At 31.3% G+C, this 22,874-nt stretch carries 21 protein-coding genes and 1 pseudogene; 16 read left to right on the top strand and 6 right to left on the bottom strand.

Going from position 1 to position 22,874, the window contains the following annotated elements; all coding sequences use genetic code 11:
* The first annotated feature begins 14 nt into the window (after positions 1-14).
* Entirely contained in the window at positions 15-440 is a 426-nt protein-coding gene (locus tag ABD939_RS06190) for a VOC family protein (RefSeq protein WP_345165813.1), read from the top strand.
* Positions 418-1,200 carry a head GIN domain-containing protein gene (locus ABD939_RS06185; RefSeq protein WP_345165811.1) on the top strand — a complete coding sequence of 261 codons (783 nt, stop codon included), beginning with the start codon at positions 418-420 and terminating at the stop codon, positions 1,198-1,200. Before ABD939_RS06190 ends, ABD939_RS06185 begins: the two co-directional genes overlap by 23 nt.
* Here ABD939_RS06185 and ABD939_RS06180 read toward each other — a convergent pair.
* The 4 genes from ABD939_RS06180 to gldA form a co-directional block, all read right to left on the bottom strand.
* Complete coding sequence (locus ABD939_RS06180; RefSeq protein WP_345165808.1) at positions 1,186-2,373, bottom strand: acetate/propionate family kinase; 1,188 nt, start codon at positions 2,371-2,373, stop codon at positions 1,186-1,188. The two genes, ABD939_RS06185 and ABD939_RS06180, sit on opposite strands and share 15 nt — an antisense overlap.
* A 3-nt stretch (positions 2,374-2,376) precedes the next feature.
* Complete coding sequence (gene pta / locus ABD939_RS06175; RefSeq protein ID WP_345165805.1) at positions 2,377-4,467, bottom strand: phosphate acetyltransferase; 2,091 nt, start codon at positions 4,465-4,467, stop codon at positions 2,377-2,379.
* 254 nt (positions 4,468-4,721) lie between these two features.
* Entirely contained in the window at positions 4,722-5,075 is a 354-nt protein-coding gene (locus ABD939_RS06170) for a hypothetical protein (protein WP_345165803.1), read from the bottom strand.
* A gap of 14 nt (positions 5,076-5,089) precedes the next feature.
* On the bottom strand, positions 5,090-5,986 hold the full coding sequence (gene gldA, locus ABD939_RS06165; RefSeq protein WP_345165801.1) for a gliding motility-associated ABC transporter ATP-binding subunit GldA: 897 nt from the start codon (positions 5,984-5,986) through the stop codon (positions 5,090-5,092).
* A gap of 337 nt (positions 5,987-6,323) precedes the next feature.
* Here gldA and ABD939_RS06160 point away from each other — a divergent pair, with 337 nt between their 5' ends.
* The 4 genes from ABD939_RS06160 to ABD939_RS06145 are packed head-to-tail and all read left to right on the top strand — an operon-like array spanning position 6,324 to position 10,233.
* Complete coding sequence (locus ABD939_RS06160) at positions 6,324-7,151, top strand: prephenate dehydratase (RefSeq protein WP_345165799.1); 828 nt, start codon at positions 6,324-6,326, stop codon at positions 7,149-7,151.
* Positions 7,148-8,293, top strand: a complete 1,146-nt coding sequence (locus ABD939_RS06155; protein WP_345165797.1) for a pyridoxal phosphate-dependent aminotransferase — start codon at positions 7,148-7,150, stop codon at positions 8,291-8,293. The genes ABD939_RS06160 and ABD939_RS06155 overlap by 4 nt, the downstream gene beginning before the upstream one ends.
* Positions 8,290-9,141 carry a prephenate dehydrogenase gene (locus ABD939_RS06150; RefSeq protein WP_345165794.1) on the top strand — a complete coding sequence of 284 codons (852 nt, stop codon included), beginning with the start codon at positions 8,290-8,292 and terminating at the stop codon, positions 9,139-9,141. Before ABD939_RS06155 ends, ABD939_RS06150 begins: the two co-directional genes overlap by 4 nt.
* A gap of 9 nt (positions 9,142-9,150) precedes the next feature.
* Positions 9,151-10,233, top strand: coding sequence for a chorismate mutase (locus ABD939_RS06145; protein ID WP_345165791.1), 1,083 nt, complete (start codon positions 9,151-9,153; stop codon positions 10,231-10,233).
* A gap of 69 nt (positions 10,234-10,302) precedes the next feature.
* On the opposite strand, the gene ABD939_RS06140 is transcribed toward ABD939_RS06145, so the two are convergent.
* A complete protein-coding gene (locus ABD939_RS06140) occupies positions 10,303-10,752 on the bottom strand; it encodes a hypothetical protein (protein WP_345165788.1) in 450 nt (149 codons plus the stop codon).
* A 255-nt stretch (positions 10,753-11,007) separates the two neighbouring features.
* Here ABD939_RS06140 and rsgA point away from each other — a divergent pair, with 255 nt between their 5' ends.
* The 10 genes and pseudogenes from rsgA (at position 11,008) to ABD939_RS06085 (ending at position 21,881) form a co-directional block, all read left to right on the top strand.
* Positions 11,008-11,958, top strand: a complete 951-nt coding sequence (rsgA, locus tag ABD939_RS06135; RefSeq protein WP_345165786.1) for a ribosome small subunit-dependent GTPase A — start codon at positions 11,008-11,010, stop codon at positions 11,956-11,958.
* Positions 11,955-12,407 carry a D-aminoacyl-tRNA deacylase gene (gene dtd / locus ABD939_RS06130; RefSeq protein ID WP_345165783.1) on the top strand — a complete coding sequence of 151 codons (453 nt, stop codon included), beginning with the start codon at positions 11,955-11,957 and terminating at the stop codon, positions 12,405-12,407. The genes rsgA and dtd overlap by 4 nt, the downstream gene beginning before the upstream one ends.
* Positions 12,408-12,942: pseudogene (locus ABD939_RS06125) on the top strand (metal-dependent hydrolase).
* A 78-nt stretch (positions 12,943-13,020) separates the two neighbouring features.
* Positions 13,021-14,910: a DUF3857 domain-containing transglutaminase family protein gene (locus ABD939_RS06115; protein WP_345165775.1), complete on the top strand. Its 1,890-nt coding sequence runs from the start codon at positions 13,021-13,023 to the stop codon at positions 14,908-14,910.
* Positions 14,911-14,916: 6 nt separating this feature from the next.
* On the top strand, positions 14,917-16,875 hold the full coding sequence (locus ABD939_RS06110; protein ID WP_345165772.1) for a DUF3857 domain-containing protein: 1,959 nt from the start codon (positions 14,917-14,919) through the stop codon (positions 16,873-16,875).
* Positions 16,876-17,202: a nucleotide pyrophosphohydrolase gene (locus ABD939_RS06105; RefSeq protein ID WP_345165769.1), complete on the top strand. Its 327-nt coding sequence runs from the start codon at positions 16,876-16,878 to the stop codon at positions 17,200-17,202. It begins immediately after the preceding gene.
* Between the two features lie 121 nt (positions 17,203-17,323).
* Positions 17,324-18,547, top strand: coding sequence for a 3-phosphoshikimate 1-carboxyvinyltransferase (locus tag ABD939_RS06100; RefSeq protein ID WP_345167342.1), 1,224 nt, complete (start codon positions 17,324-17,326; stop codon positions 18,545-18,547).
* Positions 18,548-18,626: 79 nt separating this feature from the next.
* Positions 18,627-19,676, top strand: a complete 1,050-nt coding sequence (queA, locus tag ABD939_RS06095) for a tRNA preQ1(34) S-adenosylmethionine ribosyltransferase-isomerase QueA (RefSeq protein WP_345165766.1) — start codon at positions 18,627-18,629, stop codon at positions 19,674-19,676.
* Positions 19,677-19,831: 155 nt separating this feature from the next.
* Positions 19,832-20,872, top strand: a complete 1,041-nt coding sequence (gene rlmN, locus ABD939_RS06090) for a dual-specificity RNA methyltransferase RlmN (RefSeq protein WP_345165763.1) — start codon at positions 19,832-19,834, stop codon at positions 20,870-20,872.
* 31 nt (positions 20,873-20,903) lie between these two features.
* Positions 20,904-21,881 (top strand): polyprenyl synthetase family protein, encoded by a 978-nt coding sequence (locus tag ABD939_RS06085; RefSeq protein ID WP_345165760.1) that lies wholly within the window; start codon positions 20,904-20,906, stop codon positions 21,879-21,881.
* Positions 21,882-21,928: 47 nt separating this feature from the next.
* Here the strand turns inward: ABD939_RS06085 and ABD939_RS06080 are convergent, their stop codons facing one another.
* Positions 21,929-22,870: a transglutaminase family protein gene (locus ABD939_RS06080; RefSeq protein WP_345165758.1), complete on the bottom strand. Its 942-nt coding sequence runs from the start codon at positions 22,868-22,870 to the stop codon at positions 21,929-21,931.
* Positions 22,871-22,874 lie beyond the last annotated feature (4 nt).

The following is a 22,874-nucleotide window of genomic DNA, read 5'->3' as shown; positions in this document are numbered from 1 at the left end:
AAAATCTTTTGAATATGGAACAAAGATTAACCATCGTAGGACTTGGTGTTAATAACCTAGAAGAGGCTTCAGATTTCTATGAGTATAAATTTGGTTGGAAAAAAACAAAATCAAGTAATGAGAATATTGTCTTTTTTCAGTTAAATGGCGTCCTTTTATCCTTATACCCAAAAGAGAAATTAGCAGAAGATGCAACTATAAGTCATGAGGGTTCTGGCTTTAAATCCTTTACTTTAGCTTATAACACCAAAACAAAAACTGAGGTTGATGAGTTAATTGATATACTAGAAAATAAAGGTGTTAAAATTGTAAAAAGACCAGAAGAGGTGTTTTGGGGAGGTTACAGTAGTTATGTTGCTGACATGGATGACAACCTTTGGGAAATTGCTTTTAATCCTTTTTTACCCATGGATGAAAATGGGAACACTCTTGAAGAATAAGTTTTTACTTGATATGAAAGTTTTAAAATACATCGTTTTGTTTAGTATGTTTTTTGCTTGTGATAGTGAAAACACGTCAGATTGTTTTCAAAAAACAGGAAGCATCGTTCAACAAGAAATTGTTTTAGAAACTTTTGATAAAATTCTTGTAAATAGAGATGTAGAGTTAATTATAAAACAAGGGCTAGAACAAAGAGTTATTGTTGAAACAGGTAAGAACTTATTAAATGATGTTGAGATTAGCGTTTTAAATAATCAATTAATTTTAACAGATAATAATTCCTGTAATTTCGTGCGCGAATACGGTGTTACAAAAGTATATGTGACATCACCTAATATTACTGAAATAAGAAGTTCAACGCAATACGATATAAGTTCGGATGGTGTTTTAACATATCCAGATTTAGTAATACTATCTGAAGATTTTTTTCAAACAGATACTTTTACTAGCGGTAATTTTAATTTACAGATAGATAACAGCTCTTTTAGGTTAGTCTTTAACAACTTATCAAATTGTTTTATTTCTGGTGAAACTAATAATTTAAATATTACGTTTGCTGCTGGTACATCACGCTTTGAAGGACGAGATTTAATAGCGGAAAATGTAACGATTTGGAATAGGAGTTCTAATGATATGATTTTAAATCCGCAACAATCTTTAACTGGTCTGATTTCTGGAACAGGTGATGTAATTTCGGTTAATAAGCCACCAATTGTTGATGTTGAAGAGCAATATAATGGTCGTTTAATTTTCGAATAAATTTACTGCTTGTTTCGCAATTTCTAACTCTTCATTTGTTGGAATAACTAATACTTTAATTTTAGCAGTATCTTCACTTATAACGGTTAATTTATCTGGTCTTACTTTGTTCTTTTTAGTATCTATGGTGATGCCTAAGTAATCTAAATCTTCGCAAATTCGTTGTCTCATTTCAATAGAATTTTCTCCAATTCCCGCTGTAAATACAATGGCATCTAAACCATTTAAAATAGCAGCATAACTACCAATATATTTTTTTATTCGGTATGCATTCATTTGTAAAGCTAGTTTACAATCTTCGTTCCCCTTTTCGGCTTCAGCTTGAATATCTCTTAAATCACTAAAACCAGTTAAGCCTAACATGCCACTTTTCTTTTGTAGTAACGTATTAATCTCGTCTAGGTTGTAATTAAATTTTTTAGCTAAGTGAAATATTATAGACTGGTCTATATCTCCAGATCGAGTACCCATTATTAAACCATTTACAGGCGAAAATCCAAGAGAGTGGTCTATGCTTTTGCCATCTTTAATAGCTGTCATGCTGCAGCCATTTCCTAGGTGGATAGTAATTATTTTTGAGTGTTTTTTTTCTAAAAATTCAATAGCTTTTTCAGAAACATATTTATGACTTGTTCCATGAAAACCATACAAGCGAATATGGTGTTCATTTAAAAATTCGTTAGGGATAGCATATTTATATGCGTATTCTGGAATTGATTGATGGAATGCCGTATCAAAAACTGCCACTTGTTTTGCTTTTGAGAAAATAGCCTCAGCAACTTCTATCCCTTCTAAATTAGCAGGGTTGTGTAAAGGCGCTAATGAGGACAAGTTTTTAATTTTTTCTTTTACATCCTCAGTAATTTCAGTAGTATTGGTAAAATGTTTACCACCATGTACTACACGATGGCCTACAATATCTATTGCATCAACAGATTTTATAATACCTGTTTCTGCATTTAGTAATTGTTTTGATAGCAATTCCAAGCCTACTTTATGATTTGGAATTGACTGAAAAACTTCAATATTGTCTTTTTCGGTTTTGAATTTGAATATAGCATCATTTAGCCCTATACGTTCTATTAATCCAGAACAAAGCACCATTTTTTCTGGCATAGAAATTAACTGAAATTTTAGAGAAGAACTACCAGAGTTTAAAACTAATACTTGCATAAATTAAAGGTCTTGTGCTTGAATGGCTGTTATTATTACTGTGCTATAAATATCATCTGCTGTACAGCCTCTACTTAAATCGTTTACTGGTTTATTAAGCCCTTGTAGCATTGGTCCAATAGCTAATGCGCCAGTTTCACGTTGTACAGCTTTATAAGTGTTGTTTCCTGTGTTTAAGTCTGGAAATATTAAAACGCTGGCTTGTCCTGCTACTTCAGAATCTGGTAATTTACTTTGTCCGATGCGCATATCCACAGCAGCGTCATATTGAATTGGCCCTTCAATTTTTATATGTGGTGCTTTTTGTTTTACTATTTCGGTGGCTTTTCTAACACGTTCTACGTCTTCACCTTTACCTGAGGCACCAGATGAATAAGATAACATAGCAACTTTTGGTTCTACTCCAAAATCTTGAGCAGTTTTAGCGGATGAAATAGCTATTTCTGCTAGTTGTTCAGAATTAGGGTTTGGGTTAATGGCACAATCTCCAAAAATAGAAACTCGATCTTCTAAACACATGAAAAATACTGACGATACAATATTTACACCAGGTTTAGTTTTTATAAATTGTAATGCAGGCCTTAGTGTGTGCGCTGTAGTATGAATTGCTCCTGAAACCATACCATCTGCATGCCCTTTGTAAATCATCATCGTTGCAAAATAAGACACATCAGACATCGCATCTCTTGCCATATCTAAATTTACATTTTTATGTTTTCTTAGTTCATAAAACGTTTCTACATAGTCTTTGAAGTGAGGAGATTTTTGGGGTGATACAATATTTATATCATCAATATTCAAAGGAATATCATATTTAATTAAGCGTTGTTGTATTTTTTCCTTTTCTCCAATAAGAGTTAATTCTACTACGTGAGCATCAATTAATCTTGCAGCAGCGCGTAAAATACGTTCATCATAACCTTCAGGAAGTACAATATGTTTTTTGTTTTTTAAAGCACGTTGTAATAAATTATATTGAAACATTCTTGGTGTGAAAATACCAGATTTGAAAGTAACTAAATCTTCAGAAAGTTTTTCAGTTGAAACATGCTTTTCAAAAGTGGCTATAGAGGTTTCAATTTTTTCGGTGTTCTCAGCGTATATTCTAGATTTAATTTTTCCTATAATATTAGTTACATAAAATGTACCTTCTTTAACACTAATTATTGGAACAACGCTAGAAAGTCCCTCGATTAATTTTAAAATAGAATCTTCAGGAATTAAGCCACCTGTTAAAATAATACCAGATATTTTAGGATAGTTTTTTGAGATATTAGCCTGAAGAGCTCCTAGGATAATATCTGCTCTATCGCCAGGTGTAATTACTAAAGCATTTTCTTTTAAATGAGTTAAATAGTTGCGCAATTGCATAGCGCCAACACTAAAGTTTTCAGATTGATTATTAATCATATCCTTTCCAAAAAGTACATTGCCATCTAATTTTTTTACAATCTCTTTTATTGTTGGACTTGCTAAGCTTTTAATTTTAGGAATAACCGTAATATCTGTTCCGCTATTTATACGTTCCTTTAAAAGTGTTTTTAATTTTGAAACATCATTGGGGTTAATTTTGTTTGTCATTATAGACAATACATCAACTTCTTCTCTAAATGTATCGTAAGATAACTGAACATTATCAACAACTTCAGTTAATGATTTGCCATCGCCTTGAGAAACTATTATGGCAGGAAGCCCTAAGTTTTTAGAAATTAAAAGGTTAATATCTAATTCTAAGCTTGAATTTTCATGTGAAAAATCGGTGCCTTCAACTAGAATAAAATCAAAACGCTCTTCTAGATATTTGTATTTCTTGATTATTTCGTCAATTACATCGCCAGATTTTCCTTTATTGTATAAATCAAGAACTTCATTTCTGGTGTAAGCAAATGTTTTTTTATAGTTGATATCAATCTCGAAGTAAGAAATCACAGTATTTATATGATTATCCATTTCGCCAACTTTAGTATCTTCTATTATGGGTCTAAAGTATCCCACTTTTGCTGTTTTACCCAATAACATGCGCATTAAGCCCAAGACAACAACTGACTTACCACTGTTTGGCTCAATCGTAGCCACGTAAATTCCTTTACTCATTTATGAATTTTTGTAGAGTTACAAAGATAGTAGTTTCACTTTTTTTGAAGTAGAAATACTATGCTTATTTAGTATTTGTTAGTACAAAATTACATACTATAAACTGTGCTAAAGATGATATTTGTCATGCTTGTTTTATAAGTTAACGTACTTTAAAATTAAAATACTAATTACTTGTAAGTTCTCTAAACAAACTTTCTAAGCTTGCATTTTTTTGGTTAAGCTGAAGAATTTTTACTAATTGTTGTAGGATACTAGTGAATTAATTTATAAAATAGTGTGTCACTATTTTTTATAATGATTAGGGTGTCATTATCTGCTTTTTTAGACAAATGGAAAGGGTCGTCAATTGATTCAATATACTTATAATAATTTAGGTAAAAATGTTCGTGCTTTTTTGGATATACTCTGTAAGTCCTTTTAAATATAGAAATAGAGTCATTTAAGATTAAAACATTTTTGTATTTTTTAATCTTTGAAATATCTAAGTCAATTTGGTCTTCCTTCAAAAGTTCAATATTTTTGTTATAATAATGATATTTAATAACCATGGATATAAATATTCCTATTATGAGCAACATTAATATCAATAATGTTTTTTTATTCATAGTTAAAATTTTTGCTATTTTGAAGTTAACTCCCTAAACAAACTTTCTAAGCTTGCATTTTTTTGGTTAAGCTGAAGAATTTTTAATTCGTTATCATGTGCAAAATCAAAAACGTAAGAGCGCATATCTTCAGATGTTTTAAAAGTAATTTCGTAAACAAAATCATAAGTATTTACTACGTTCTCAACTTTGGGTAGTTTTAATAAAAAAGCTTCTTCAACGCGGTAATCAAACTCTACAATTACGGTCTGTACTTTTTCGTCGCGTAAATCTTTTAATTTTTTATTAGCAACTATTTCTCCTTTGTTTATAATAATAACCCGGTCGCACATGGCTTCTACTTCTTGCATAATATGTGTGGACAGAAAAATGGTTTTTGTTCTGCCAATATCTTTTATAAGATTTCTAACATCTACTAACTGGTTTGGGTCCAGGCCTGTAGTTGGTTCATCTAAAATCAATACATCTGGATTGTGTAACATGGCATTAGCCAAACCAACTCGTTGTCGATACCCTTTTGAAAGTTGGCCAATTTTTTTATGAGACTCTGGAGTTAATCCAGTTAGTTCAATAACTTCATCAATACGTTGTTTTGAAACTTTGTAAATGTTTGCATTAAATTTTAAATACTCTTTTACATATAAATCTAAATAAAGTGGATTGTGCTCTGGTAAATACCCAACACTTTTTTGCACACTTTTTTGGTTTTTATAAATATCGAAGCCATTAACTTTTACCTCTCCATCACTAGCGTTAATGTAGGTAGTTAAAATTTTCATCATAGTAGATTTTCCGGCACCATTTGGACCTAAAAAACCAACTATTTCAGGTTTATTTACTTTAAACGATATGTTGTTTAAAGCTTTTTGATTTCCATAAAGCTTTGAAACTCCAATAACCTCTATTGACATATTTAAAATTATTTATTCAAAAATAATGATTATCTAACGTAATGCGTAGTTTGTTGTAAATTCTTTAAAACTTTTAAAAAAAATATAAAAAAGGTTTTTAAGTATTTTGATTTCTTAAAATAATAATTACTTTAGCCGATGTAATTATGAGAACAACAGCATATTATACATACTTTAACTTTTTTTATTTCTTTTTTAGCAAAGAAATCGAGACGTTATATGTATAGTTGAAAACAATATATTTTAATGCAAGTCTCGATGAAAATCGAGACTTTTTTTTGTTTAACTGTTGATAAAACAAATAATAAGCATTGTAATTTGAATTAAAAATTGAATTTTGATTAAAACAGTAGCCATACAAGGTGTAAGAGGGTCATTCCATCATATAGTGTCTCAGGAGTTTTTTAATAAACCTGTTGATATTATTGAGTGTATGACTTTTGATAAAGTGGTTGATTCTTTAACGACAAAAGAATGTGACGCCGCAATTATGGCTCTTGAGAATTCTATCGCAGGTTCAATAATTCCCAACTATGCTTTAATAGATAAATACGGTTTGCATATTGTTGGCGAGCATTATTTAGATATTCAGCATAATTTAATGGCGTTGCCAAACCAAACTATTGAAGATATTAAAGAGGTTTATTCTCACCCAATGGCACTATTACAATGTAAGGAGTTTTTTAAAGGATATCCTCATATTAAATTAGTTGAAGATAAAGATACTGCAGAGGTAGCAGAACGTATACATAATAAACAACTAAAAGGTATTGGAGCCATTGCAAGTGTAACTGCTGCAGAAATATTTGAGTTAGATATTTTAGCCAAAAGTATTCAAACCATAAAGCATAATGAAACACGTTTTGCTATTGTAAAACGAACAAATTCAGAGTATCCTGAAAATGAGATCAATAAAGCGTCAATAAAATTCGAAAGCGATCATAAGCGCGGAAGTTTGGCAACTATTTTAAATGTTATGAGCGATTGTAAACTGAATTTAACAAAAATTCAGTCATTGCCAATTGTAGAAACACCGTGGAAGTATGCTTTTTTTGTTGATATTACTTTTGAAACATATGCCGATTTTAATAAGGCAAAATCTATAATAGAAATTATGGGAGAAGGATTTAAGGTGCTAGGAGAATACAAAAATGCCAAGTTATGATTGATGTAGCAGATAGACTAAATAGCGTTGAAGAGTACTATTTCTCAAAAAAACTAAGAGAGGTTAACTCGCTTATTGCTGATGGAAAACCTATTATTAATTTAGGGATAGGTAGCCCAGATATGCAACCGCCGCAAAAGGTAATTGATGCACTAACAGAAGGTTTATTAAATCCAGTTGCTCACAAATACCAGAGTTATCAAGGTCTACCAGAATTGCGGCAAGCCATAGCAGGATTTTATAAAAATCATTATGGAGTTAGTTTGAATTCTAATACAGAAGTATTGCCTTTAATGGGGAGCAAAGAAGGGATAATGCATATTTCTATGGCTTATTTAAATAAAGGCGACGAAGTTTTAATTCCAAACCCAGGTTACCCAACATATCAATCGGTTACAAAATTATTAGAAGCAAAACCTGTATTTTATGAGTTAGATGCTTCAAATAATTGGTTGCCGGATTTAAAGACTTTGGCGCAATCAGATTTAAGTAAAGTAAAGCTTATGTGGGTGAATTATCCGCATATGCCAACAGGAGCAGTGCCAAATGAAAATGTGTTTGAAGATTTAGTTGCTTTTGCCAAAAAGCATGATATTTTAATAGTAAACGATAACCCTTATAGTTTTGTTTTAAATGATAACCCTACAAGTATTTTAAAGGTTAAAGGAGCTAAAGATGTTTGTTTAGAATTAAATTCATTGAGCAAGACATTTAATATGGCAGGATGGCGAGTTGGAATGGTAGTTGGTAATAGCGCACATATAAATAATATATTAAAGGTTAAAAGTAATATGGATTCCGGTATGTTTTATGGTATCCAAAAAGGAGCTATAGAGGCTTTAAAATGTTCCAATATGTGGTTTGCTACACTTAATAATGTTTACAGAGAACGCAGAGATTTAGTTTGGAAATTAGCCGACGCATTACATTGCACATATGATGAAAATGCTACAGGGCTTTTTGTTTGGGCAAAATTACCAGCATTTATTAAAGCTGAAGAATTTATAGATTCAATATTAAAGAAAAACCATTTATTTATAACACCAGGTACTATTTTTGGTAGCAAAGGTGAAGGTTATATTCGTTTTTCTTTATGTGCACAAACTGAAGATTTGGAAGAAGCAATAGCAAGAGTAAAATGAAAAATATATACGCCATAGGAGTAGGGTTAATAGGCGGAAGTCTTGCTTTAGATATTAAAAAGAATAATCCAGAAATGATTATTCATGGTATTAGCAGAAAAGAAGCAACCCTTGATGAAGCTTTAGCACTGAATTTGATTGATGAAAAAGCTGCTCTAGATGATATTAAACATGCCGATTTAGTTATTATTTCTATTCCAGTTGATGCTACTGTAAAATTATTGCCTACAGTTTTAGATTTAATTCCAGATACAGGTTTGGTAGTTGATGCAGGCTCAACTAAAGAAGCTATTTGTAAAGTTGTTGAAAACCATCCTAAACGAAGAAATTTTTTAGCAATGCATCCTATTGCTGGTACAGAACATTCGGGTCCTAGTGCAGCAATTCAAGGTTTATTTAAGGGTAAGACAAATATTGTTTGCGAGGTAGAAAAAACAACATTTAAGCTTCAGGAAAAAGCACTAAAGCTGTTTACAGATATCGGTATGCGTATCCGTTACATGAATCCTGTTGATCATGATAAACACATTGCTTACGTGTCGCATTTATCGCATATAAGTGCTTTTATGTTAGGAAAAACAGTAATTGAAAAAGAAAAAAACGAACGCGATATTTTTGATATGGCAGGCAGTGGTTTCGCATCAACGGTACGTTTGGCTAAGAGTTCACCTGAAATGTGGACGCCAATTTTTGAGCAAAATAAAATTAACGTAGTAGAAACATTAGAAGAGTACATAAATAATCTCACACAATTTAAAGAATTGATTAAAGATGACAATTTTGAAGCCATTTTTAATGAGATGAAAAACACCAATCATATAAAAGACATATTAAACGGAATTAGTTAAGTAGAAATTATGGAAAACAAAAAAGAAATGAGAACCTGGTTAGATGATTTAAATTTAGATCATCCTTTAGTAATTGCAGGTCCTTGTAGTGCTGAAACTGAAGAACAAGTGTTAAAAATTGCACATGAGTTGAAAGATACTGATGTTAGTTATTTTAGAGCTGGTATCTGGAAACCAAGAACAAGACCAGGTAATTTTGAGGGTGTTGGCTCATTAGGTTTAAAGTGGTTACAAAAAGTAAAAGAAGAAACAGGTATGAAGGTTTGTACCGAAGTAGCCAATGCAGCACATGTAAAATTGGCTTTAGAGCATGATATAGATTTACTTTGGATTGGAGCACGTTCTACAGTATCACCTTTTATTATGCAAGAGATTGCTGATGCTTTGGATGGTACTGATAAACCGGTATTGGTTAAGAATCCTGTGAATCCAGATTTATCACTTTGGTTAGGCGGAATTGAGCGTATTTATAGTTCTGGTGTTAAAAATATTGGAGCAATTCATAGAGGGTTTTCTACTTATCAAAAAACGAAATATAGAAATATCCCAGAATGGCAATTGGCTATTGAGTTTCAAAATAAATTTCCGGATATTCCTCTAATTAACGATCCTTCGCATATTACAGGTAAAAGAGATATGATTCATGAAGTGTCTCAAGAAGCTTTAGATTTAAATTTTGATGGTTTAATGATTGAAACACATTACGATCCTGAAAATGCTTGGAGTGATGCTGCACAACAAGTTACACCATCTACTTTAGTTCAAATTATGAAAGATTTAAAAATTAGAAAAGAAACTAACAGCGAGGAAGATTATAATAAAGCGCTAAATACTTTAAGAGCTCAAATTGATGTAGTTGATAATCAAATTATTGATTTATTAGGAAAGAGAATGAAAGCAGCCGATGGCATTGGAGAACTTAAAAAAACAAAAAATGTTGCTGTTTTACAATCTAAACGTTGGAACGAGATTTTAGGAAAAATGGTTTTAGAAGGTGAGCAGCATGGTTTAAGTGAAGAGTTTATTTTAAGAATGTTTAAGGCGGTCCACCAAGAATCGATTAATCATCAAGAGAAAATAATAAACGGATAATTACTGTTTCGTTTTTAGATAAAAAAAGCCTCGTTATTACGAGGCTTTTTTTATACTTTAAATAATAAATTATTTATTTCTTTTAAAAAGATAACGTGTAATGAAAATACCTTGTCCATCACCTTTTCCGCCTTCACTTTCTACACCACTGGTTACAAAAGCTAATTCCCATCCTTCTTCAATCATAGTATTTATTTTTGATTCTATAATGGCATCATTAGCTGCTATATTTTGAAAACGAATACCTCCAATATTATAAAAGTTTAATAATTTAGTTTCATCAAACCCCTTAACTCTTATATCTCCACGTTTAGATTTGTTACGTGTATTGTCTTCTTCTGTTTGCGTACTGGTAAATTCTTTGTAGTCTTTGGTGTCATTTGCACTAATAATTCTAGAACGACCTAAACCGTTAGGCACAATAGATTCTACACTAGTTACTACTTTGTACTCTACTTGGGCACTAGTTTCTAAAAAAGAAAATAAAGAAACAGTTAAAACAATTAATAATTTTTTCATGTTGTTGATATTTTAAATTAAGCAGCTAAAATATGAAAATATTCGATTAAAAGACTAAAAAACACGGTAAAATGCAATTTTCTTGTAAAGAATAATTTCAAAAGAAAAATAGATAATAATACAAAGTATGTTTAAATTTTAAAAAGGGGATTATATTATTATCTTGTTACAGATGAAAAGCTTACTTCTAAAAAAAGCAGATATTGGTTAATAAATTCAATTTAAAAATTGTTATTTTGTGATATAATATAATGAATGACAGGACGCGTTTATAAATCTACAGGAAGTTGGTACACCATCAAAACTCAATTGGGTGAAACCTACGAATGCCGCATTAAAGGGAAATTTAGAATTAAAGGTATTAAAAGTACAAACCCTATTGCTGTTGGAGATATTGTAGATTTTAATTTAGAAACTGATAATAACGAAACCACCGGAATCATTCACAATATTCACGATAGAACTAATTACATCGTTAGAAAATCGGTTAATCTATCTAAGCAAACACATATTATATCAGCAAATATTGATCAGGTTTTTTTAATGATTACCATTGATAATCCTCCAACATTAACAAGTTTTATTGATCGTTTTTTGGTAACAGCAGAAGCATATTCAATAAAAACAATATTACTTTTTAATAAGATTGATTCATACGATGACGAAACGCTTAATGAAGTAAGATACTTAGCTCATGTTTATCGAAAAATTGGCTACGAATGTATTGGTATTTCTGCCAAGACTAAAAAAAATGTAGATAAAGTGAAATCTCTAATGCATGGCAAGGTAAGTATGTTTTCTGGCCATTCTGGAGTTGGTAAATCTACTTTGGTAAATGCCATAGAACCTTCACTGAATTTAAAAACAAAAGAAATTTCAACGCAACATATGCAGGGGCAGCATACCACAACTTTTGCCGAAATGTTCGATTTAAGTTTTAACGCCAAAATTATTGATACACCAGGTATAAAAGGTTTTGGTGTGGTAGATATGGAAAAAGAGGAAATTGGTGATTATTTTCCTGAAATTTTTGAACTAAAACAAGATTGTAAATTCAATAATTGTTTACACGTTAAAGAGCCCAAGTGTGCGGTAAAAGATGCTTTAGATAAGGATGATATTGCATTTTCTAGATACCGAAGTTATCTCCAAATTATTGAAGGGGAAGATGAGCATTACAGAACCGATATTTGGGATAAAGAATGAAAACTGTAATTCAAAGAGTTTTAAAAGCAAGTGTTGTTATTGAAGGAGAAAAAGTAGCATCAATAGCGGATGGACTACTGGTTTTACTAGGTGTTGTGATTAACGATACCGAAGTTGATATAGAGTGGCTCTCAAACAAAATACTTAACCTCCGGGTATTTGGTGACCAAAATGGTGTTATGAATAAATCTGTAAAAGATATAGATGGAGACATAATAATAGTTAGTCAATTTACATTACATGCTTCAACTAAAAAAGGAAATAGGCCTAGTTATATAAAGGCAGCAAAACCTGATATAGCTATTCCGCTTTATGAGAAATTTATCCAGCACATGGAAAGTGATTTTGGAAAAAAGATTCAGACAGGAGAATTTGGAGCAGATATGAAAGTAGAATTATTGAATGATGGACCTGTTACCATAATTATCGATTCAAAAAATAAAGAATAAATGGCGTCGGTCTTTGGTCATGCAATAGTTGGTTTTACACTAGCTAAAGTTATTGATAATAAAAGATTTAAATGGCTATTAGTTCTAGCCATTTTTTCTACAATACTCCCAGATTTTGATGTTATTGCTTTTAATTTTGGTATAGCTTACCAACACCCATTTGGTCATAGAGGTTTTACCCATTCTATATTTTTTACTTTACAATGGGCGCTAATTTTAATGTTCATTTTTGGTAAAAAAAAACAAACTTACTTGGTTTTTAGTCATTTTTATTTCAACAATCTCTCATGGAGTATTAGATGCTATGACCACAGGAGGCAGAGGAGTTGGTTTTTTAATTCCATTTAATAATGATAGATTTTTCTTTCCGTTTAGAGAAATATTGGTCTCACCAATAGGAATTAAAAACTTTTTTTCCAGTTGGGGATTAAAAGTGCTTTTTAGCGAATTTAAGTACATATTTTTACCTTGTTTATTTATATTAGTTGTAAGATTTTTAGTTTTTAAACTAAAAATCAACTTACGTAAAACATGATTTTTCTCATTAAAAAAGAAATAACTAAGTATTAATTTTACTTTTCTTAATTATCAAAATATGTCTCCAAAATTTTTTTTGAACCTAATATTATTATTCACGACATCAGTAGTTTTTTCTCAAGAAGATTTATACACAAGTTTTACCATTCCAGAGGATTTAAAGCAAAACGCAAATGCTGTAATTAGATATAGTAGTGTTAATATTGAGTTAAAGTCTTGGGACAATATGGAGGTCACTGAAAAAAGAGTTATCACGGTTTTAAATGAAGGCGGAAACAGGAATATTGATGCTTATGTAGGTTATGACAATACCACAAAAATTAAAGATTTAGAAGTTCTAGTATTTAATAATTTTGGTCAGGAAATTAAAAAAATTAGAAAGAACGATTTTAAAGATGTTAGTGCAGTTAGTGGAGGAACTTTATATTCAGACTCAAGAGTAAAATATTTAGAGTATACGCCTATAAGTTACCCTTATACCATAGCTTATACTTCAGTTGTGAGTACAAGTAATACCGCTTTTATTCAATCCTTTATGCCTCTGGACAGTTATTATTTAAGTGTTGAGAAAAGTCGCTATACTATAACACATCCTAAGCATTTGATTATTAGAAAAAAAGAAAAGCATTTACAAGGATTAAATATTGAAAAGGAAGAAAGTCCAGGTAAACTTTCATACATAGTTAAAAATATTAAACCTATAAAGCCGGAATCATATAGTCCACTTTTTAGAAATATTGTGCCAAGGGTATTGGTTGCTTTAAATGAGTTCTCTTTGGAAGGTGTTGCATCGAAAGTTGAAAATTGGAACGACTTTGGCAAATGGATGTACCATGATTTAATAAAAGACACTCATGATTTGCCAGAATCAACAATAACCATGATTCAAAATCTTGTAAAAGATGAACCTACTGATATAGATAAGGCTAAAAAAATATATAAATACGTTCAGGACAAAACACGCTATATAAGTGTGCAAGTTGGTATAGGCGGATGGAAACCTTTTAATGCGTCTGAGGTTGATAAATTAGGATATGGAGATTGTAAAGCATTAACAAATTATACTATGTCGCTCTTAAATGCTGCAGGGGTAAAATCTAATTATTGTGTGGTTTATGGTGGTGATGATATTATGAGTTTAGAAGAAGACTTTGCTTCAATGCAAGGCAATCACGTTTTTTTAAATGTTCCAAATGGAGACGAAAATATATGGTTAGAATGTACAAGTCAGAAAGTACCATTCGGTTTTATTGCCGATTTTACTGATGATAGAGATGTTCTTGTAGTAACCCCTGAAGGTGGAACTATTATTCATACCAAAAAATATAACCCGGATGAGAGTTTACAAACCATAAAAGGATTTTTCAGTATTGATAACGATGGAAGTATAAATGTAAAAACAACGATTAGTTCTAAAGGATTACAGTATTCAGATAAGTTGAGATTAGATTCTGAAACTGAAAGAGATTTAGATTCACATTATAAAGAAAGGTGGGATTATATAAATAGTATTTCAATAAATGAGATGCATATAAATAACGATAAAAACAATATTGAAATTATTGAAGATATAAGTTTTAGCGCTAATAGTTTTACCAAAATTATAGGAAACAGGATGCTTTTTACAATAAATGCTCTAAACAGACTTACAGATATTCCCGATAGATATAGAAAGAGAAACGCTCCTTTAAAAATTGAAAGAGGTTTTAAAGATGTTGATGAAGTTGAAATAAAACTACCGGTATCATATAAAGTAGAAGCCTTACCAAAAGACCAATCAATTGAAACAAAATTTGGGAATTACAAAACCAAAATTGAAGTTAAGGATGAAGTTACACTCATTTACAAAAGAGAGTTTACTGTAAACGATGGTGAGTTTCCTAAAGAAGATTATACAAAATTTAGAGAGTTTTGTAAAGCGGTTTTAAAACAAGATAATTCAAAAGTGGCATTAATTAAAAAATAGGAATAAATGAGGAATTTAGTTGTAGTACTTACATTATGTTTTTGCGTGAAAACGTATACTCAAAACTACGATTTTGGTAAAGTATCAAAAGAAGAATTAGAAGAAGAATATAATCCATCAGATTCATCAGCTAGTGCGACTTATCTGTTTAAATATAGAAATACTCATTTCGAGTATTATGGCGAGGATGGGTTTCAGTTAATTACTGAAATTCATGAACGTATTAAGATTTATAATCAAGAAGGATTTAACCATGCCACAAAAATGATTGGTCTATATAAAAGTGGAAGTGATGAAGAAGAGGTTAATAATATAAAGGCTTATACTTATAATTTGATTGATGGAAAAATAGAAGACACCAAGCTCGATAGAAAAGCTATATTTAAAACAGAAAGTTCTAAATATAGAGACGAAAAAAAATTCACAATGCCTAATATTAATGAGGGGTGTGTAATAGAGTATAAATATAGAGTTCAGTCTCCTTTTTACTCAAATGTTGACGATTTTGTTTTTCAAAACGATATTCCAACTAAAAAGTTAATTGCAAAATTTGAGGCTCCAGAATATTTCAAATTTAAGGTAAGTATGAGAGGTTCCTTATCTATTACTCCCAAAAAAGAGCATAGGAGAGGTAGTTTAAGAATAGGGAGTAGTGACATTGATTTTAGTACAGAATACCATGAGTATAATTTATCAGATATTCCTGCTCTAAGGGAAGAACCTTATGTTAATAATATAAATAATTATCGTTCAAAATTAAGCTATGAGTTATCTTATACACAATTTCCTCAGTCTACAATAAAGTATTACTCAACAACTTGGAAAGATGTTGTAGATAGAATTTATAAGAGTTCTAGCTTTGGAGATGAGCTTAAAAAAACATCTTATTTTCAAAAAGATATTAGTGCTTTAATAGGTTCTGTAACAGATCCTGCTAAAAAAGTAGAATTGATATTCAATTATGTAAAATCTCAGGTTAAATGGAATGGTTATTACGGATTCTATGCAGATGATGTTAGGAAAGCATATAAAGACCATGTTGGTAGTAGTGGCGATATTAATTTAATGCTTACAGCCATGTTGCGGTATGCTGGTTTGAAAGCAAATCCCGTTTTGGTTAGCACAAGAACCCATGGTGTGCCTTTGTTTCCAACAAGAGAAGGTTATAACTATGTGGTTACTTGGGTTAAATTACCAGATGATACGGTAGCATTATTAGATGCCACAAATAAATATAATGTTCCAAATGTATTGCCTTTTAGAGCTTTGAATTGGCAAGGACGAATTATAGCCGAAAATGGCGGGTCAGGATTAGTAGATTTGTATCCTAAAACTAAGTCTAAAAATTCAATGACTATAATGGCGAAGATTGATGAAGAAGGTTCCATTGAAGGAAGTTATAGAAGTATAAAAACAAACCACAGAGCACTATCATTCAGAAATAGTTATAATGTAGCTAATAAAGATGACTACTTAGAGAAGTTAGAAAACAGATATTATGGCGTTGAAATTTCAGACTATGAAGTGAAAAACGATACGGATTTATCTAAACCAATTCAGGAATCCTATAAGTTTTTTAAGGAAAGCCAAGTAGATATCATTGGTGATAAAATGTACTTTTCGCCTTTATTTTATTTAAAAACTAGCGACAATCCGTTTAAGTTAGAAAAAAGAGAATTCCCAGTTGACTTTGGATACCCTTCTGTAACATCTTATAGGGTGCTGATAAATATTCCAGAGGGTTATAAAGTTGAAAGCGTACCAGAGTCTGCCTCTATAGCATTACCAGATAACCTGGGTTCTTTTAAATATAAAGTTGTTGGTAAAGGTAATGCAATTCAATTATTAGTCTCTTCTCAGATTAATCAGTCTATTGTATCTCCAACATATTACGAGGTATTAAAAGAATATTTTAATACATTTATCCAAAAAGAAGCAGAGCAAATAGTTTTAACCAGAATATAAATGAACATTCAAAACGCACAAAAAGAAGTAGATAATTGGATTAAAGAACACGGTGTTCGATATTTCAATGAGCTAACCAATATGGCGCAACTCACAGAAGAAGTTGGTGAAGTAGCCAGAATTATAGCTAGACGATATGGCGAACAAAGTGAAAAAGAAAGCGATAAAAATAAAGACTTAGGAGAAGAGTTAGCCGATGTGTTGTTTGTGGTTTTATGTTTAGCAAACCAAACAGGAGTTAACTTGCAAACGGCTTTTGATAAAAGAATGGATAAGAAAGGAAAACGCGACCATGATAGACACCACAATAACGAAAAATTGAAATAACAATTTTGAAATGTAATGTTCCTTTAATTAAGGTGAAAACCAGAAAAAACATTAAATTACTTAGTATTAATCTCCATTATCGAGTAAATTTGTGACTTCTTTAAATTTGAATTTTAAGAGTATGCATTTTACACTTCAAAAATCTGAAATTGCTAAAAAATCATCCGTTAAAATAACAGGGTCAAAAAGTGAGTCAAACAGATTGTTGTTACTACAAGCTTTGTATCCTGAGTTTAAACTTGAAAATGTTTCCAACTCTGATGATAGTAATTTAATGACTAACGCATTAAGTTCGAAATCAGAAATAGTAGATATTCATCACGCAGGAACGGCAATGCGTTTTTTGACGGCTTATTTTTCAATTCAAGAAGGTAGAGAAACAGTGCTTACTGGTTCGAAACGTATGAAGGAGCGCCCAATCAAAATTTTGGTTGAAGCCTTACAGGAGTTAGGAGCAGAAATTAGTTACGAAGAAAACGAAGGATTTCCTCCAATAAGAATCTCAGGAAAAAAGCTTATTAAAAATAAAGTATCATTAAAAGCTAATGTAAGTAGTCAATATATTTCTGCATTATTGCTTATTGGCTCAAAACTAGAGAATGGTATTGAGCTAACTTTAGAAGGAGAGATTACGTCTGTGCCCTATATAAAAATGACTTTAAGTTTGTTAGATGAAATTGGTTTCAATACTTCTTTTGAACATAATATTATTTCAGTAAAACCTAATACAGCGCAATTAAAATCAAAACTTTTAACTGTAGAATCAGATTGGTCATCAGCATCTTATTATTATAGTATTGCTGCGTTAAGTGATGTAGGTACAGAAATTACTTTATCATCGTACAAACAAAACTCGCTTCAAGGAGACTCAGCTTTGGTAGAAATCTACAAGCATTTTGGTGTTTCAACAGTATATAACAAAAATAAAATTACCTTAAAAAAGGAAGTATCAAGTTTAGAACAGCTTTCACTAGATTTAAAAGATGCGCCAGACATAGCTCAAACCATAGCAGTAACATGTTTTGCATTAGGTATTCCTTGTGATTTAGTTGGTTTACATACACTAAAAATAAAAGAAACGGACAGGTTAGTGGCTTTAAAAACCGAAATTGAAAAGTTAGGAGGAGAAGTTGAAATTACAGATAAATCTTTGTATTTAAAGGCGTCAAAAGATATAAATTCTATGGTTTCAATTGCTACGTATAACGACCACAGAATGGCAATGGCATTTGCGCCATTAGCACTAAAAACCTCACTAATTGTTGAAGATGCTATGGTGGTTTCAAAGTCTTATCCAACCTTTTATGATGATTTAGAATCTTTAGGATTCGAAATAACTAAATAATAATTAGGCTTTTACTTGACAACCCCTATCTACAGATTGTATATTTGCCACTTGTAAAAAAATAACTAAACTTTTATAAATGAAATTATCACACTTCGGCTTCGATTTACCAGAAGAATTATTAGCAGAATATCCAGCAGAAAACAGAGATGAGTCTCGCTTAATGGTTTTAAACAGAAAAGAGCAAACCATCGAGCATAAGATGTTTAAAGATATTATTGAATATTTTAATGAAGATGATGTTTTAATACTAAATAACACTAAAGTTTTTCCAGCAAGATTATATGGCAACAAGGAAAAAACAGGAGCAAGAATTGAGGTGTTTTTATTAAGAGAGTTAAATGAAGAACAACGTCTTTGGGATGTTCTTGTAGATCCAGCTCGTAAAATACGAATTGGTAATAAATTATATTTTGGTGAAGACGAAACTTTAGTTGCAGAGGTTATAGATAATACAACCTCCAGAGGGCGTACTTTACGTTTTTTATATGATGGATCTTATAGAGAGTTTCGTATAAAATTAAACGAGCTTGGAGAAACACCACTACCTAAATATATAAAAAGAGATGTAGAGCCAGACGATGAAGATCGTTACCAAACCATTTATGCGAAAAATGAAGGAGCTGTAGCTGCACCAACAGCAGGACTTCACTTTTCTAAACATTTACTTAAGCGTTTAGAAATTAAGGGAGTTAATTTCGCTGAGGTAACATTACACGTAGGTCTAGGAACATTTAATCCAGTTGAGGTTGAAGATTTATCGAAACACAAAATGGATAGTGAAGAACTAACCATTGATGAAAAAGCTGTAGAAATAGTAAATAGAGGAATTAATGAAAAGCGTCGTGTTTGTGCAGTAGGTACAACGGCAATGCGTGCTATTGAGAGTGCAGTATCTTCAAGTGGGATGTTAAATGAAATGGATGGTTGGACTAATAAATTTATTTTTCCACCATACGATTTTAGTATAGCAAATAGTATGATTACTAATTTTCATACACCAAAATCTACACTATTAATGATGGTTTCTGCATTTGCAGGTCATGATTTTATAAAGAAAGCTTACGAAGAAGCTGTAAAAGAAAAGTATAAGTTTTACAGCTATGGCGATGCCATGTTAATCATTTAGAAATAAAAAAGCCTCTTAAGAGGCTTTTTTATTTCTAACAAGTTTTACAGAACGAATTTACATTTAAAATACGTTATAAAACTCAGTTAATCAATTCATAAATATTAAGTAACAATTCATAATTCGTAAATCCTTTCACTATTTTTGCACAACTTATGGCTACAGTAAAAAAAGATATACGTGCATTAACAAAAGAGCAACTTCGAGATTTTTTTGTAAAAGAAGGTGATAAAGCTTTTCGTGGAAATCAAGTATATGAGTGGCTTTGGCAAAAATCCGCGCATAGTTTTGAGGATATGACCAATGTTTCTAGAGAAACACGTCAAATGCTAGAGGCTAATTTTGTTATCAATCATATTAAGGTAGATCAAATGCAACGAAGTTCGGACGGCACCATAAAAAATGCAGTACGTCTTCATGATGATTTAATTGTAGAATCGGTTTTAATACCAACTAAAACAAGAACAACCGCTTGTGTGTCTAGTCAAGTTGGTTGCAGTTTAGATTGCAAGTTTTGTGCAACAGCAAGATTAAAACGTATGCGTAATTTAAATCCAGATGAAATATACGACCAAGTAGTAGCCATAGATAATGAGAGCAGATTATATCACAACCGTCCTTTAAGCAATATTGTGTTTATGGGAATGGGCGAGCCACTTATGAATTACAATAATGTAATAAAAGCAATAGATAAGATAACATCTCCTGAAGGATTAGGAATGTCTCCTAAACGTATTGTGGTATCTACATCTGGCGTGCCAAAAATGATAAAAAAGATGGCTGATGATGAGGTTAAGTTCAAGCTCGCAGTATCGTTACATTCGGCTATTGATGAGGTGCGAACATCCATTATGCCTTTCAATGCTACGTTTCCACTTAACGATTTAAGAGAAGCGTTGCAATATTGGTTTGCTAAAACAAAGAATAGAATAACATACGAATATGTAGTTTGGCATGGTATTAATGACAATAGAAAGGACGTTGATGCTTTGGTTGAATTTTGTAAGTTCGCCCCGAGCAAAGTTAACCTTATTGAATATAATCCCATAGATGATGGTGAGTTTCAACAAGCCAATACGCAAGCATTAGATATGTATGTTAAAGTACTAGAAAGCAATAATATTACTGTAACTGTAAGGCGAAGTAGAGGAAAAGATATTGATGCTGCTTGTGGGCAACTAGCAAATAAATCGTAATGATTATATTTAAAATTTATTAAACAAGTCTGTGAAAATAGTCGAGCAAATAAAACAACCTATAGATTATGAAATGGAACTTTTTGAGAAAAAATTTCAATTATCTATGGCTAGTAAAGTAGCTTTGCTTAATAGAATTACGCACTACATCGTAAACAGAAAAGGAAAACAAATGCGTCCCATGTTTGTGTTTTTGGTTTCTAAAATGGTTTCTGGGGGTGAGGTAAGCGAACGTACTTATAGAGGTGCTTCAGTTATTGAATTAATACACACTGCAACTTTAGTTCATGATGATGTTGTTGATGATAGTAATCGAAGAAGAGGATTCTTTTCAGTTAATGCACTTTGGAAAAACAAGATAGCTGTTTTAATCGGGGATTATTTATTATCAAAAGGGCTCCTTTTGTCTATTGATAATAATGATTTCGACTTACTTAAAATCATTTCAATAGCCGTTAGAGAAATGAGTGAAGGTGAATTGCTTCAAATAGAGAAGGCCAGAAAATTAGATATTACGGAAGATGTTTATTACGAAATAATCCGACAGAAAACCGCAACCTTAATAGCAGCTTGTTGTAGTTTAGGCGCTGCATCTGTAAAGCCTGATTCTCAGCATGTAGAATCTATGCGTAAATTTGGGGAGCTTATTGGTATGGCATTTCAAATAAAAGATGATTTATTTGATTATGGTGAAGAACAAATTGGAAAACCTACAGGTATAGATATAAAAGAGCAAAAAATGACACTGCCATTAATTTATGTGCTTAATCAAGCGTCTAAAAAAGATAAAAAATGGCTAATTAACTCTATAAAGAATCATAATAAAGATGCAAAGCGTGTTAAGGAAGTTATTTCTTTTGTGAAAGAAAATGGTGGTTTGGATTACGCTATTTCTAAAATGAAGCAATTTCAGCAAGAAGCTATTCAACTTCTTGAAGTTTATCCAGATTCTGAGTATAAAAATTCACTTCAACTTATGGTGAATTATGTTATTGACAGGAAAAAGTAATTTAGTTTTTTACTAAATCTAGCGATTAAAAATAAGTGTAAAAAATACTATTGCTGCTGTTGTTGTATACGTTCTAAATTTCGTTTGTAGCTATTATTGGATGTACTTGAAACAAATGGTTCTATTGAAGACTCAATTCCATTCTTTTTAGTTTTAACTTCAACTTTAACCTCCATCTTTGCTTCAACATTACCTTTAAAAACGCCTTTAACAGGAGAGCAATCGTTGTAATTTTTACCAACAGCTAATCTTACATGATTTTCATTGGCTATAGCATTATTAGTTGGGTCAATACCTAGCCATCCATAAAATGGAATATAAGCTTCTATCCAGGCATGAGTTGCACCTTCACCTCTGGTAATATCATCATTAGGACATATGTAACCACTAACATAACGTGCTGGAATCCCAGCCATTTTTACCATTTGTAACAATACGTTTGTAAAGTCTTGACAAACTCCTTTCTTCAATTTCCATGCCTCATCTATAGGCGTGTTAACATCAGTAATTCCAGCTTTATACTCAAAATTGGCATGAACGTATTCACAAAGTTCTAAAACTGCTTTAAATGGAGATTTTGTTTTAAGCTTTAAATCTAAAATAATATCAGATATGTCTTGACTTCCTTCAAAAGGTTTATGTCTTGTAAAATCAATAAAATCAATTAAACATTTTATTCGTTTTAGTTCTTCCCATTGTGAAACTATATCTACACTATCATCAGGAAATAACCTATCGGAAGTTGTAACTTCAATTTCCGAAATAATATCTAGAACTTCATGTGGCTCAGTAACCATAAAAGTACCTACTCGATTATCATAAAAATCATTAAAAGTTTCAACGAAAGGGTTGTTTGTAACCGAAATTAAATGCGAAACTACTTTTTGATAATCATCGTTGATAGGATGCAATCTGATTAGTGTAGCGCCATCAATTACGGCATCGCTATAACTGTACTTAGTACTGTGTTTTATAAAAAATGTAGCCATAACG

Origin of the sequence: Algibacter aquimarinus (genome assembly GCF_039543265.1) — a bacterium.
Lineage (GTDB): Bacteria > Bacteroidota > Bacteroidia > Flavobacteriales > Flavobacteriaceae > Algibacter_B > Algibacter_B aquimarinus.
Note: the sequence above shows the minus strand (reverse complement) of the source record. Positions and strands in the feature narration are given on the sequence as shown.

Bases quoted from the DNA above. Each gene is read 5' to 3' on its own strand.
- ABD939_RS06145 (WP_345165791.1), top strand. From the start codon at position 9,151: ATGGAAAACAAAAAAGAAATGAGAACCTGGTTAGATGATTTAAATTTA.
- ABD939_RS06105 (WP_345165769.1), top strand. From the start codon at position 16,876: ATGAACATTCAAAACGCACAAAAAGAAGTAGATAATTGGATTAAAGAA.
- ABD939_RS06180 (WP_345165808.1), bottom strand. From the start codon at position 2,373: ATGCAAGTATTAGTTTTAAACTCTGGTAGTTCTTCTCTAAAATTTCAG.
- ABD939_RS06190 (WP_345165813.1), top strand. From the start codon at position 15: ATGGAACAAAGATTAACCATCGTAGGACTTGGTGTTAATAACCTAGAA.
- gldA (WP_345165801.1), bottom strand. From the start codon at position 5,986: ATGTCAATAGAGGTTATTGGAGTTTCAAAGCTTTATGGAAATCAAAAA.
- ABD939_RS06100 (WP_345167342.1), top strand. From the start codon at position 17,324: ATGCATTTTACACTTCAAAAATCTGAAATTGCTAAAAAATCATCCGTT.
- queA (WP_345165766.1), top strand. From the start codon at position 18,627: ATGAAATTATCACACTTCGGCTTCGATTTACCAGAAGAATTATTAGCA.
- ABD939_RS06140 (WP_345165788.1), bottom strand. From the start codon at position 10,752: ATGAAAAAATTATTAATTGTTTTAACTGTTTCTTTATTTTCTTTTTTA.
- rlmN (WP_345165763.1), top strand. From the start codon at position 19,832: ATGGCTACAGTAAAAAAAGATATACGTGCATTAACAAAAGAGCAACTT.
- dtd (WP_345165783.1), top strand. From the start codon at position 11,955: ATGAAAACTGTAATTCAAAGAGTTTTAAAAGCAAGTGTTGTTATTGAA.
- ABD939_RS06155 (WP_345165797.1), top strand. From the start codon at position 7,148: ATGATTGATGTAGCAGATAGACTAAATAGCGTTGAAGAGTACTATTTC.
- rsgA (WP_345165786.1), top strand. From the start codon at position 11,008: ATGACAGGACGCGTTTATAAATCTACAGGAAGTTGGTACACCATCAAA.
- ABD939_RS06170 (WP_345165803.1), bottom strand. From the start codon at position 5,075: ATGAATAAAAAAACATTATTGATATTAATGTTGCTCATAATAGGAATA.
- ABD939_RS06185 (WP_345165811.1), top strand. From the start codon at position 418: ATGGGAACACTCTTGAAGAATAAGTTTTTACTTGATATGAAAGTTTTA.
- ABD939_RS06080 (WP_345165758.1), bottom strand. From the start codon at position 22,870: ATGGCTACATTTTTTATAAAACACAGTACTAAGTACAGTTATAGCGAT.
- pta (WP_345165805.1), bottom strand. From the start codon at position 4,467: ATGAGTAAAGGAATTTACGTGGCTACGATTGAGCCAAACAGTGGTAAG.
- ABD939_RS06110 (WP_345165772.1), top strand. From the start codon at position 14,917: ATGAGGAATTTAGTTGTAGTACTTACATTATGTTTTTGCGTGAAAACG.
- ABD939_RS06150 (WP_345165794.1), top strand. From the start codon at position 8,290: ATGAAAAATATATACGCCATAGGAGTAGGGTTAATAGGCGGAAGTCTT.